Origin of the sequence: Arthrobacter sp. 2MCAF14 (assembly GCF_052115645.1) — a bacterium.
In the GTDB taxonomy this organism is placed as follows: Bacteria; Actinomycetota; Actinomycetes; order Actinomycetales; family Micrococcaceae; genus Arthrobacter.
Window position 1 is genome coordinate 56,122 of the sequence record NZ_JBFRHB010000001.1, and the last position, 12,400, is coordinate 68,521.

Below are 12,400 nucleotides of genomic sequence, written 5' to 3' on the forward strand. Positions count from 1 at the left end.
ATGCAGTGCGGCGAGTCTTGAGATCCGCTGGAAAACAGCATCCAGGGGCGTGGATCGCTGAAAGATCCAAATGTCAATTGTCGGTGCGAGTCAGTACGGTAGGTACATGAGTTTCACCGAGTTCCAGGCGCCGGCAAACCACCTTATCGATACCGTTCTTCCAGTGCGCCCTGCCATGGTTGACCGCGGATCTGCCGAGCGCCTGAAGCCAGGCATGCTTGACGAAGTGATCTCCTCAGGATCCGCCAAGGCGATGGTGGTGTCCCAGCGTCAGGCCCTCGTGGTGGGTGACAAGCTGTGGCTGGGCGACGCCGCGCCGCTCTTCGAAAACCTTAAAGCCGCCGGCGGACCGCTCACTGCCATTTATCTCGGCCGGACGCTCGCTGCTTCCTCTGTCCCGGAGCAAACATCAATCGTCCTCTTTGTGCCCACCGAGCCGGTTTCGCCTCGGGCCGCGGGCCTTCCGGCCGACGGCTCCTGGGCGGGATTCCGGGAGGTCGCCGCGCGCCTTGGTGCCATGGACACAGCCTTGTTTGTTGAGGCCAGCGCCATTTCCAATTGGCATGCCACCCATACCCACTGCCCGCAGTGTGGAACTCCCACGGAAATCGAAGCCGGCGGCTGGGTTCGCAGGTGCCCGCGGGACAAATCGGAACACTATCCGAGGACCGATCCGGCCATCATCGTCACTGTGGTCGGTTCCGACGGCAGGCTGCTCCTGGGCGGGGGAGGGCCGCTTGACGCCAAGAACTACTCCACGCTCGCCGGCTTCGTTGAGCCCGGGGAATCGCTCGAACAGGCCGTGGTTCGCGAAATCGGGGAAGAAGTGGGTGTGCGGGTCACCGCTTGCCAGTACCTTGGCTCGCAGTCGTGGCCGTTTCCGGCCTCGCTTATGCTCGGGTTCACCGCAACGACGGACGACGTCGAGGCCCGGCCCGACGGCGTAGAGGTCACCCGGGCACGCTGGTTCAGCCGTGCGGAACTCCAGGCAGCCGTGCTCAGCGGCGAGATCACGATCTCCACAAGGCTTTCGATTGCCCGTTCCCTGATCGAGCACTGGTACGGCGGCGTCATCGAGGATCTCCAGCAGTGACAGAGGGTATTTTCAGCGACACCGCTTCACTCGAGGACCGGATTCTCGGCGGACTTGACGCCGAGCAACGGGAAGTCGCCAGCAACCTCACTGGTCCCATGTGCGTCCTCGCGGGAGCGGGTACGGGAAAAACCCGGGCCATTACGCACCGCATCGCCTATGGTGTCCACTCCGGCGTTTACAGCCCTCAGCGCCTCCTGGCTGTCACCTTCACCTCCCGGGCCGCCGCCGAGATGCGCAGCCGGCTGCGGGATCTCGGCGTCGGAAACGTCCAAGCACGCACCTTTCACGCCGCTGCGCTCAGGCAACTGCAGTTCTTCTGGCCGCAGGCGGTCGGCGGCGTCCTGCCGAACTTGCTCGACCACAAGGCGAACATGATCGCCGAAGCCGCACGGCGGCTCCGGCTGAGTACCGATCGAGCTTCCATCCGTGACCTTGCGGCGGAGATCGAGTGGGCCAAGGTTTCCATGCTGACGCCGGCAAACTACCTTGAGAACGCCCAGGACCGCGGCACTCCGGGAGGTTTTGACCTCACCGCCGTCGCACGGGTTTTCCAGTCTTACGAAGACGTGAAGACGGACCGCAACGTGATCGATTTCGAGGACGTCTTGTTGATCACCGTAGGCATCCTTCAGGAAGACCCGAAAGTCGCAGCGACGGTCCGCGAGCAGTACCGGCACTTTGTGGTGGACGAGTACCAGGACGTTTCGCCGTTGCAACAGCGGCTTCTTGAGCTGTGGCTTGGCGGCCGCGACGAACTCTGCGTGGTGGGCGACTCCAGCCAGACCATCTACTCGTTCACGGGAGCCTCTCCCAAGCATCTCCTGGGATTCAAGGGCCACTACCCTTCGGCGACGGTCGTCAAACTGGTTCGTGACTACCGTTCCACGCCTCAAGTGGTGAAGCTCGCCAACGATCTCCTCGGATCCCGCCGCAGTGGAGGAACGGTTGCCGACGCCGCCTGGGCCAAACCCCTGCAGTTGGTGGCCCAGCGCCCGGCCGGTCCGGAGCCGCGGTTCATGGAATGCCCCGACGACGAGGCCGAGGCGGCGGTGGTCGCAGGCCGGATCCGGGAATTGATCGACGCCGGCACCAAGGCGAGCGAGATTGCCGTGCTGTTCCGCACCAACGGCCAATCGGAAGCGTACGAACAAGCCCTTGCTTCGGCGGGCATCGGCTACCAGCTGCGGGGTGGTGAGCGGTTCTTCGCGCGCAAGGAAGTCCGGGATGCTATCCTGCAGTTGCGCGCCGCCACGCGTGCGGTGGCCGAGGATTCCGCCAAGGAGCCGCTGGGCCAACTGGTCCGGGACATCGTGGCTTCGCTCGGTTACACGGATGCCGCCCCGCATAGCGGCGGTGCCCTTCGCGAACGCTGGGAGTCGCTGGCCGCGCTCGTGGCCCTCGCGGACGAACTGGCCATTAGCCGCGGGCCGGAATTCACGTTGATGGAATTCGTCAACGAGCTCCAGGAACGTTCGGTGGCCCAGCACGCCCCGACGGTCCAGGGCGTGACTCTCGCATCGTTGCACGCCGCGAAGGGCCTGGAATGGGACGCTGTGTTCCTGGTGGGCTTGAGCGAGGGACTTATGCCCATTTCCTTCGCCGACACTCCCGAGAGCGTGGACGAGGAACGCCGTCTGCTTTACGTCGGGATCACGCGGGCACGCGAGCACCTGAACCTGTCCTGGTCCACGGCACGCACGCCTGGTGGCCGTGCCAACCGCAAGCCTTCGCGTTTCCTCGACGGGCTCCGCCCCGATTCGGTGCTCGGGGCCAACGCGCGCAGCCGCCCGACGCCACGGCGTAAGGCGGCAGCACCGGCGTCGTGCAGGGTCTGCGGCACGATGCTCGCCACTGGCGCTGAACGCAAAGTGGGTCGCTGCAGCCAGTGCCCGCCCACGTACGAGGACCAGACCTTTGAGGCTTTGCGGCAATGGCGCAAGGAAGAGGCCTTGAGCAACGAGGTTCCCGCCTATGTGGTCTTCACGGACGCGACGTTGACGGCCATCGCCGAGGCCCGGCCCACTTCGCTTGAGGAACTGGCGAAACTCGCCGGCGTCGGACCTTCCAAACTGGAAAAGTACGGCGAAGCCGTGCTGGCAGTTCTGGTTGAGAACGGGTCTGCCTAGTGCCCCGGGTGGCAGGCCAGCCCGATCTGCCGCTGACCACCGATGACGGCATACCCGTCGTCGTTCGCCGCTCTGCCCGCCGGCGTCGTACCGTGGCGGCTTTCTGGGAGGACGGGAACGCCGTTGTTGCGATCCCTGCCCACTTCACGAAGGCGCAAGAAGGCGAATGGGTCCGGCGGATGCTGGACAAGCTCAAGCGCCAAGGGCAGAGAGGCGCCCAGGGCGCCGGCAGGCGGAAACCCGCGAGCGATGCAGCCCTTGCCGGTCATGCCGCGGAATTGTCTTCAAAGTATCTGGGCGGGCGAGCCATCCCGACGTCGGTCCGCTGGGTCAGCAACCAGAAGTCACGGTGGGGCTCGGCAACTCCGGCGGACGGGACCATCCGGCTTTCCGACAAGCTCCAGTCGATGCCGCAATGGGTGATCGATTACGTGTTGCTCCACGAACTCGCGCATTTGCTGGTGGCCGGGCACAACGCCGCGTTTTGGCGCTTGCTGGAGGCGTACCCCGAAACACAGCGGGCGAAGGCCTTCCTGGAGGGCGTCGCCTTTGCGACGTCCCGTGGGCTTGGACCGGATGAAGAAGGCGCCGGCGCTCCAGCCGGAAGCTGGGACGCCGACGCCGACTAGGCGTTCAAGGAGCGGCTAAGCTTTCGGCTCGCCCGGCTCCGTGTTTTCAGGGGAGTCTCCGTCTTCAGGCTTCGGAGCCTCCGGGCTCCCCTCTGTGTTCTCCTCATCCTTCGGAGCGTCGTAGCCACCTTCAAGGAGCTTCTGCAGCGCATCGTCCACTTCGGTGTCGCTGGCTTCGGCCAGGCGGCGCCGTTCAGTGAAGCCCGCCGGGTCGTCGAGGTCATGCGCCGTGGGGAGCAAATCGGGGTGCTGCCAGATGGCATCGCGCCCGGCGATTCCCCGCTCGTCCTTCAGGGCAGCCCACAGCGTGGCGGCTTCACGCAGGCGCCGCGGGCGCAGCTCGAGTCCCACCAGGGAGGAGAACGCGTGTTCAGCGGGTCCTCCCGTGGCGCGGCGCCTCCGCACTGTCTCGCGGAGTGCGACGGCGGATGGCAGCACATTCCCGGTGGCAGCAGCCGTGAGTTCGTCCACCCAGCCCTCAACCAGCGCCAGGGCCGTTTCGAGTTTCTCCAGTGCAGCCGACTGTTCGGGAGTGCGCTCGGGTGTGAACACCCCTTGGGAGAGGGCTTCTTGAATGCCCTCGGGGTTGCCGGGATCCAGGTCCCGGGCGAGGTCCTCGACGCGGGACAGGTCGATGTGGATGCCTCGGGCATAAGCTTCGATCGCTCCGAGGAGATGGCCTCGCAGCCATGGAACCTGCACGAAGAGGCGGGCATGCGCGGCTTCGCGGACGGCGAGGAACAACCGGACGTCATTCTCAGGGACGCTTAGGCCTTCGCCGAATTTCGCCACATTGGCGGGTAGCAATGCCATCTCGAGATCAGCCAGTGGAACGCCGATGTCGGTAGAGCTGACCACCTCGGCTGACAAGGCGCCGATCGCCTGGCCCAGCTGTATGCCGAAGATGGCTCCGCCCATGTTCTGCAACATGGACGAGGTGCCACCCATCATGGCCTTCATTTCTTCCGGCATTTGCTGGGTCAGTGCGTCCGACAGGGCGTTGGCGATGCTGTTGGCCACCGGCTCCGTGAGCCGTTTCCACGTAGCGAGGGTAGCTTCCACCCATTCAGCGCGGGACCACGCGCGGCCGATGAGGCCCGTTGCCTGAAGATCGGTGACCGGATCCAACCAGAGTTCCGCGAGCCGGAGCGCCTCGTCGACTTCGCGGGCCTGCACCGCATTCACGGACGGATCCGTGCCGGCAGCGGCAACACGGCGTGCATTCTCGTGGGCGAGCTGCCAATTGACGGGACCCTCTGAAGTGGAGCTCATCATGGCCTGCACCTGGGCGAACATTTGCTGCAGCATGTTGGGGTCGTTCGGCAGCCCTGCGGCCTTTGCCAGTTCGGCGGGGTCGATATTGCCCATGCCTTGCCCGCCCATCAGGTTCTTCAGCATTTCTGCCAAGGGATCCACGGGTGAATCGTCTCCGTTGGGAGGGGTATTGGGGTTGGAGGTCATGGTGCCGCCGATCGTCGGTGTGACTGGTGATCACTTTCAAGGTACCGCGATGCCCCGGGGCTGTCTGCCTCAGGAACGCGTCGTTCGCTCTAGGCAAAGCACCCCAGGCGGGCACAGCAAAGTAGGGTGGATCGTTGGTATGTTTACTGGCCTCCACCATGAGGGGGTCGAAACGGTAGTGCTGGGCACACGGTTCCCGGCGCGGAGAGGTCTTCCATTGACTAGTTTGCCGAGCCCCGGAGCGGCCGGGGAACCCGGACAGCCTCTCGGCCCCTCCAACTCCCCGGACGTCCCGACGTCGGACGGGCATTTCCCGGAGCGGGACACCGCACCATCGCAGGAGCCAGGGCAGGAATCGCCCGACGCGCCCCAACCGCCACGGCGCCGTGACGGCCGGTACGTCGCGATGCTCGTCTCCGGCGCCCTGACCATTGTGTTGGGAATCGCCGCGGCTGTCCTCCCTGTTCCTTACGTCGTGGAATCTCCCGGACCGACGTTCAACACCTTGGGCACGGACCACGACAAGCCGGTCATTAGCATCTCCGGGCACGCGACGTATCCTGCCAAAGGAAATCTGGACCTGACCACCGTCTACATCAACGGCGGCCCCAACGGACCCGTCAACATTTTCGAGGCCTTCCAAGCCTGGCTGGATGGTTCCAAGGCCGTATACCCCGAAGAACTTCTCTATCCCAAGGGCGTCACCAAGCAGCAATCCGAACAGGAAAGCGCGCTTGCCATGACTACCTCCCAAGAGAACGCAGTTGCCTCGGCCCTCAAGGAAGAGAACATTCCGTACGGGCAGAAGCTTGCAGTCGCAGGGTTGTCCGATGGCTCGGCCTCGGCAGGCAAACTCCAAACAGGGGATGTCTTCACGTCGATCAACGGGAAGGCGGTCACGTCCCTGAACGTCGTCCAAACCGCACTGGCCGAGGGCGCGGGCGCGCCCGCCGCCGTCGTCGTCGATCGGAACGGCAAGCCTGTGACGGTGAGCATCACTCCGGGCAAGGGCTCGAACGGCAAGTACATCCTGGGCGTACTGCTTCAGTACAAGTTCACCTTCCCGTTCGACGTCAAGATCTCCCTGGACCAGGTGGGCGGACCGAGCGCCGGCATGATGTTCGCGCTGGGCATCATCGACAGCATCACCCCCGGCGACCTCACGGGGGGCAAGCATGTGGCCGGCACCGGCACCATTTCGCCGGACGGCACCGTGGGACCCATTGGTGGAATCGCCCAGAAAATGCGCGGAGCCCGCAACGGCGGCGCCACGCTTTTCCTCGCGCCTGCCGCCAATTGCGACGAGGTCGTTGGGCACGTTCCGGACGGGCTGCAGGTAGTCAAAGTGGACACTCTGGCGGACGCAAAATCAGCCGTCGAGCGACTCGCCTCGGGCCAGAATGTGTCCCGCCTCCCGACATGCTCCAACAACTAGACTGATGATGGAACTTAGCTCCACCGCCACTCGTGGCACTAATGACGGCCTCCGCCATTAGCACCCGGCACCGGGGCCGACGAACACACGCACTGATGACCGTTAACTGACGACCAGCGATGAGGTATCGAGTTTGTCCCGTCCAGCCAGCACCAGCCCGCCCGGAAGACCGCAGCGGAGACGGGGTGCACTCACTCCAACTCTGATCATCGTCGCCGTCGCCGTGGTGGGATTCATTTTCTTCGCCAATGTGTGGACAGACGTCCTCTGGTACCAGCAGTTGGGCTTCTTCGAAGTCTATTTCAGGGAGAACCTGGCCCGGATCCTGAACTTCCTCGCCGGCTTCGTCCTGATGTTCGTGCCGGTCTTCTACGCAATCCGCGTTGCCTACCACGCACGGCCCGTTTACGCTCCGGACTCCGAGGTCAGGGACAACCTGAACCGGTACCAGGCCCAACTCGAACCCGTGCGACGCGTGGTCATGATCGGCATCCCCGTGCTGTTCGGCCTCTTTGCAGGCAGCGCGGCCGCGAGCCAGTGGCAATCGGTGCTTTTGTTCTTCAACCAGGTACCCTTCGGCCAGGCCGATCCCCAGTTTGGCCTGGACATCAGCTTCTATCTCATGACTTTGCCGTTCCTTGGCTTTGTCACGGGTTTCCTCATGAGCGTTGTGGTGATTGCCGGAATCGCGGGAATCCTCACCCACTACCTCTATGGCAGCATCCGGCTCATGGAACGCGGCATCTTCACCAGCCGTGCCGCCCAAATCCACCTCGCCGTGACCGGGGCCGTTTTCCTGCTGCTGCTTGGAGCCAACTTCTGGCTTAACGTCTACGACACCGTTCAAAACCAAGGTGGACACTGGGCGGGCGCCCTGTATACCGACGTCAACGCCGTGATCCCAACGCAGACAATCCTGGCCGTTGCCGCGGGTCTGGTGGCTATCCTCTTCATTGTGGCCGCTGTGATCGGGCGTTGGCGCCTGCCCGTGATCGGCACGGCCATGCTGATCATCACGTCCATCCTTGCCGGTGGCGTCTACCCTTGGGTTATCCAGCAGTTCCAAGTCCGTCCCTCCGAGCAGACGTTGGAAAACAAGTACATCGATCGCAATATTTCGATGACCCGGGCCGCCTACGGTTTGGATAAGATCCAGGTATCCCCTTACAACGCCACCACGGATGCCAAGACCGGGGCGCTTGCCAAGGATGCGCAGACCACCGCCAATATCCGGCTGTTGGACCCGAACCTTGTCTCTTCTGCGTTCTCCCAGTTGGAGCAGTACCGTCCGTACTACCAGTTCCCCAAGGCCCTGAACGTCGACCGTTACACCGTGGACGGCAAGACCCAGGACACCGTGATCGCTGTCCGCGAGTTGAACCAGGACGGGCTGAACGCCAGCCAGCAGACCTGGGTCAACCGGCATATCGTCTACACGCACGGTTACGGCGTCGTGGCGGCCAAGGGCAACACGGTCACCGTTGACGGCAAGCCGGACTTCCTGTTGTCCGGCATCCCGTCGATGGGTAGCCTCGGCAGCGATGCGAGCTACCAGCCCCGCATCTACTTCGGCGAAGATTCGCCTGACTACTCCGTTGTCGGCGCCCCGGACGGTGCTCCTCAGCGCGAGCAGGACCGTCCTGCCGCCACGGACAGCACCACCGAGACGCAGTACACTTTCACCGGCAATGGTGGCCCAAACGTCGGTAACTGGTTCAACCGCCTCCTGTACTCCATCAAGTTCCAGTCCTCGGATCTGCTTTTGTCTGACGGCGTCAATGCGAAGTCCCAGATCCTCTACGACCGCTCCCCGCGCGATCGAGTTCAAAAGGTCGCTCCGTACCTGACCGTGGATGGCAGCGCTTATCCCGCGGTTATTGACGGCCGGGTGAAGTGGATTGTGGACGGCTACACCACCAGCCAGTACTTTCCCTACTCTCAGCAGCAACAACTGCAAACCGCCACCGCTGACTCGCAAACGACCTCCGGGCGCACTGCGGTCTTGCCGAACAACTCCGTCAACTACATCAGGAACTCGGTCAAGGCCACTGTTGACGCCTACGACGGCTCAGTGACACTGTACGCCTGGGATGACCAGGACCCCGTCCTCAAGTCCTGGCAGAAGATTTTCCCCAGCACCATCAAACCGATCTCGGAGATGTCCGGACAGCTGATGAGCCACGTGCGGTATCCGGAGGATCTCTTCAAGGTCCAGCAGGAGCTGCTTGGCCGTTACCACGTGACCAACGCGGACAGCTTCTACCAGAACAACGACGCTTGGAGCGTCCCGAACGACCCCACCGTCACTGATCCCGTCCGGCAGCCTCCGTACTACCTGTCCCTGCAGATGCCTGGCCAGAGCAAGCCGGCGTTTCAGCTGACCTCCTCGTTCATTCCACAGGTAGTCAACGGTAACGCTCGGAACATCTTGTATGGCTTCCTGGCTGCCGACTCCGACGCCGGTAACCAGAAGGGGGTGAAGGCAGACTCGTATGGCCAGTTGCGATTGCTCCAGTTGCCCACGGATACCCAGGTTCCAGGCCCGGGCCAGGCCCAGAACAAGTTCAACTCTGATCCTGAGGTGTCGCAGCAACTCAACCTGCTCAGGCAAGGAGCCTCGGATGTGCTCAACGGCAACCTTCTGACGCTTCCTGTGGGTGGCGGCCTGCTGTACGTGCAGCCGGTGTACGTGAAGTCAACGGGTGAAACGTCCTATCCAACGCTTCAGCGAGTGCTCGTAGCATTCGGCGACAAGGTAGGGTTCGCCTCCACCTTGGATGCCGCGCTGAAGGTTTTGTTCGGGGGCGACTCGGGGGCCTCGGCGGGAGACTCGGCAAATAACGGCCAGACCCCCACTCCGCCGGGGACCACCACGCCACCGGCCGCTGCGGATGCACAGGCCCAGCTGAAGGCTGCGCTGGACCAGGCCAACAAGGCCATCCAGGATGGCCAGGCTGCGCTGGCCAAGGGCGACTTCGCCGGATACGGTGCCCAGCAGAGCCTCCTGTCCGCGGCAATACAGAAAGCGCTCGACGCCGAGTCCCGGCTTGGTGTCACCCCGGCTCCGTCGGCAAGTGCCGGCCCTTCGGCGAGTCCGTCCGCGAGCCCGTCGGCGAGCCCGTCGCCCTCGCCAAGCAAATAGCTGACTCCAGCTGGCCGATTTCGGCATAGCTGAGGGTTTTTGCAAGACCGGGCCGGCCCTGAACCAGGGCTGGCCCGGTCTTCCTTTTGATCTGGTGGCCCCTGCAGCTTGGCCGCAGGGCCGGGGAGACGGAGGTCACGTCGTTTCGATTTGGCCTGACATTCACCTGCAGGTAAAGTAGTTCTTGCGACGCGGGGTGGAGCAGTTCGGTAGCTCGCTGGGCTCATAACCCAGAGGTCACAGGTTCAAATCCTGTCCCCGCAACTGGAGATAAGATCCGGCACAGTGGAAACACTGTGCCGGATCTTTTTGTTTTCCACCGATTTGTGGGTGGTGGAGTGCGGGATGGGTAGAACGCGCGGGCGGTGCGGGCCTGGCACGTCCGCCCAGGGATCGTCTTCGCTCGGATGTCGGATTTTGCTCAATCATTCGAATAGACAAATTCCGGGCCCGCGGAATCAGGGACCGGCAACTTCGGCGAAGAGAATGATCCAGCAGAATCCGACAATGTCCATCGATCGTAGCTCCCGTCGACTTGGATCTGGTCATGGACCTCCCCGGTCACCGGGATCCGCGGGGTAACGTTCCAGCACCAGGCCGTGCGGCGGCGGAATGACCGGGCGGCGCCGAATGAGGTGGGCGAAGACTGACCGGAGGTGCCCTTCAGCCAGTCAGGGAACCCTTCGGGCTCTGAGCGTCGGCTGACGTCCGGGCGTTCACCGGAGCGGCTAGCCCCGCAGACCGGGCACCGGTAGCGCTGCTTGCCCGCGGCCGTTTTTCCGTTCCGTCCCAGCGCCTGACCACAGTCCTGTCACGTCCGTCCTGACCTTCTTTGAGCCGCCTGGGCGCCCAAATGACGCGACCCGCCGTGTCGCAAGCGCTTTCCCAAAGCAAAGAGGGTCAGGACGGCGCCGAGCACCGGCGACAATAGCCCCGCCTCTCAGGGCCTGTTACTTTCATCCCGAGGGCTCCCTTTGAGGCCTCAGTTCCCATCGTGCCGCAGCCCACACCCGAGTGGTCAAGGGTGTCCGTGAATGTGCGGTAGAGTTGATTTTGCGACGCGGGGTGGAGCAGTTCGGTAGCTCGCTGGGCTCATAACCCAGAGGTCACAGGTTCAAATCCTGTCCCCGCAACCAAATAAACGAAAGAGTCCGCCCGGCTGGGCGGACTCTTTGGTTTAACTCCCTTTTTGCAGCCTTCTGAATCCTGAAGTAAGGGTTATAGGACAAAACGTGTGTATATCCCGAGCGGGTCATGTCCGCCCGGGCTTGTCTTCGCCCGGATGCCGGATTCTGCTCAATCATTCGAATGGACAAATTCCGGGCCCGCGGAATCACGGGACCGGCAACCTCAGCCAAGAGAATGATCCAGCAGAATCCAACGGTGTGCGCAGATGCTGTCGATCTGGACATGGTCTTGGACACGGATTCAGAAGGCTATGCGGGCCGATCAGGGTGAATCGTTTTTCCACACGTAGAAGCGGCGAGATCCACACTGAGATTGCCCAAAACACACTGATTTTTGGCAAATCTGTACGGATTTTGACCAGGTCGACCCCTGAGAGGCGAAATATCGGGCTACTTTCTTGGGCGAGGGAACAAAGCTTCATCAGTGGATTTCAGGCTGGGCTCAGCGTCGACCGACTTGAGGAGGAGCTTCGATGAATACGGCATCGAAAATTATTGGTACGGCCATGGGCGGAATGGCCGGGGGATTGGCACTGTCGTTCATTCTGTGTGTGGCCACAAGCGTGATCGCCATTTCGACGGGCTCCCCGGCGACCCTTCCGGGTCTGTTTACCGCGACCGCCGGAACCGAAAACGGGGCACTGGTCTTGGAATTCCAGCCCAACTTCGCCGGAATCCTTGTGGTCACAGCGTTGTCGGTGCTTGTCCGCGTGGTGATGGCCGTGCAAAGCAACAATGTGTCCCCTGGGCTCTCAGGACGCAACTAATGGGCGCTGCTTCGCGATGACGGCGACGGGCGCATGCTCCGCGTGGCGCTGAGACAAGTCCGGCCGCGTGACCCACGCCGATCCGAACGCTTCAAGCGTTGACAGTCCAGTTCCTCGAGGACCACACTTGGGCCGAATGGCCTGTTCATCCTGACGGAATGGGCCGCCCTGAGGAGGGCCGAGATGATCAGCGCAAGCATGGTCGTGGCGACAATTCCGGTCACGGATCTGGAACGGGCGAAAGAGTTCTACGGCGGCATCCTGGGGCTGACCTTCCTCTGGGAAACTCCGGTAGGCGTACGGTACCGGTGCGGCCCCGTCAGTGAGATCTCGGTCTTCAAGCGTCCGCCTACCACTACGGAGCACACCCTTGCCCACTTCGAAGTGGACGACATCGAGGCGGTCGTCCAAGACCTGGCCGCCAAGGGCGTTGAGTTTCTCGACTACACAGAGGGTCCGCTCGCCACGACAGGGCATATCGCCCAGCTCGGCCCGGCCCGCGGCGCTTGGTTCCGTGATCCCGACGGGAACACCCTCGGAATCCGCCAGGGCTAGAT

Annotated in this window: 9 protein-coding genes and 2 tRNA genes; 9 read left to right on the forward strand and 2 right to left on the reverse strand. The window is 63.0% G+C overall.

Annotated features, from left to right (window positions below; genetic code table 11):
• Window positions 1-106: 106 nt before the first annotated feature.
• The 3 genes from nudC to AB4074_RS00280 are packed head-to-tail and all read left to right on the forward strand — an operon-like array spanning window position 107 to window position 3,851.
• Window positions 107-1,093 (forward strand): NAD(+) diphosphatase, encoded by a 987-nt coding sequence (gene nudC / locus AB4074_RS00270; RefSeq protein WP_441411613.1) that lies wholly within the window; start codon window positions 107-109, stop codon window positions 1,091-1,093.
• Window positions 1,090-3,222: an ATP-dependent DNA helicase UvrD2 gene (locus AB4074_RS00275; protein ID WP_441411614.1), complete on the forward strand. Its 2,133-nt coding sequence runs from the start codon at window positions 1,090-1,092 to the stop codon at window positions 3,220-3,222. The genes nudC and AB4074_RS00275 overlap by 4 nt, the downstream gene beginning before the upstream one ends.
• An 8-nt stretch (window positions 3,223-3,230) precedes the next feature.
• Window positions 3,231-3,851, forward strand: coding sequence for a M48 metallopeptidase family protein (locus tag AB4074_RS00280; protein WP_441411615.1), 621 nt, complete (start codon window positions 3,231-3,233; stop codon window positions 3,849-3,851).
• Window positions 3,852-3,866: 15 nt separating this feature from the next.
• Here the strand turns inward: AB4074_RS00280 and AB4074_RS00285 are convergent, their stop codons facing one another.
• Complete coding sequence (locus tag AB4074_RS00285; protein WP_441411616.1) at window positions 3,867-5,312, reverse strand: zinc-dependent metalloprotease; 1,446 nt, start codon at window positions 5,310-5,312, stop codon at window positions 3,867-3,869.
• A 226-nt stretch (window positions 5,313-5,538) separates the two neighbouring features.
• On the opposite strand from AB4074_RS00285, the gene AB4074_RS00290 reads away from it, so the two are divergent.
• The 3 genes from AB4074_RS00290 (at window position 5,539) to AB4074_RS00300 (ending at window position 10,153) form a co-directional block, all read left to right on the forward strand.
• Window positions 5,539-6,747: a YlbL family protein gene (locus AB4074_RS00290; protein ID WP_441411835.1), complete on the forward strand. Its 1,209-nt coding sequence runs from the start codon at window positions 5,539-5,541 to the stop codon at window positions 6,745-6,747.
• Window positions 6,748-6,880: 133 nt separating this feature from the next.
• Window positions 6,881-9,889 (forward strand): UPF0182 family membrane protein, encoded by a 3,009-nt coding sequence (locus AB4074_RS00295; RefSeq protein WP_441411617.1) that lies wholly within the window; start codon window positions 6,881-6,883, stop codon window positions 9,887-9,889.
• Window positions 9,890-10,079: 190 nt separating this feature from the next.
• Window positions 10,080-10,153: transfer RNA gene (locus AB4074_RS00300), tRNA-Met, on the forward strand.
• 157 nt (window positions 10,154-10,310) lie between these two features.
• Here AB4074_RS00300 and AB4074_RS00305 read toward each other — a convergent pair.
• Window positions 10,311-10,682 carry an IS1/IS1595 family N-terminal zinc-binding domain-containing protein gene (locus AB4074_RS00305; protein ID WP_441411836.1) on the reverse strand — a complete coding sequence of 124 codons (372 nt, stop codon included), beginning with the start codon at window positions 10,680-10,682 and terminating at the stop codon, window positions 10,311-10,313.
• 266 nt (window positions 10,683-10,948) lie between these two features.
• On the opposite strand from AB4074_RS00305, the gene AB4074_RS00310 reads away from it, so the two are divergent.
• From AB4074_RS00310 to AB4074_RS00320, 3 genes are all read left to right on the forward strand, one after another.
• Window positions 10,949-11,025: transfer RNA gene (locus tag AB4074_RS00310), tRNA-Met, on the forward strand.
• 524 nt (window positions 11,026-11,549) lie between these two features.
• Complete coding sequence (locus AB4074_RS00315) at window positions 11,550-11,843, forward strand: hypothetical protein (RefSeq protein WP_441411618.1); 294 nt, start codon at window positions 11,550-11,552, stop codon at window positions 11,841-11,843.
• A 183-nt stretch (window positions 11,844-12,026) separates the two neighbouring features.
• Window positions 12,027-12,398 carry a VOC family protein gene (locus tag AB4074_RS00320; RefSeq protein ID WP_441411619.1) on the forward strand — a complete coding sequence of 124 codons (372 nt, stop codon included), beginning with the start codon at window positions 12,027-12,029 and terminating at the stop codon, window positions 12,396-12,398.
• Window positions 12,399-12,400 lie beyond the last annotated feature (2 nt).

Excerpts from the sequence above, each read along its gene's own strand:
- nudC (WP_441411613.1), top strand. The coding sequence starts at position 107 with ATGAGTTTCACCGAGTTCCAGGCGCCGGCAAACCACCTTATCGATACC.
- AB4074_RS00320 (WP_441411619.1), top strand. The coding sequence starts at position 12,027 with ATGATCAGCGCAAGCATGGTCGTGGCGACAATTCCGGTCACGGATCTG.
- AB4074_RS00285 (WP_441411616.1), bottom strand. The coding sequence starts at position 5,312 with ATGACCTCCAACCCCAATACCCCTCCCAACGGAGACGATTCACCCGTG.
- AB4074_RS00315 (WP_441411618.1), top strand. The coding sequence starts at position 11,550 with ATGAATACGGCATCGAAAATTATTGGTACGGCCATGGGCGGAATGGCC.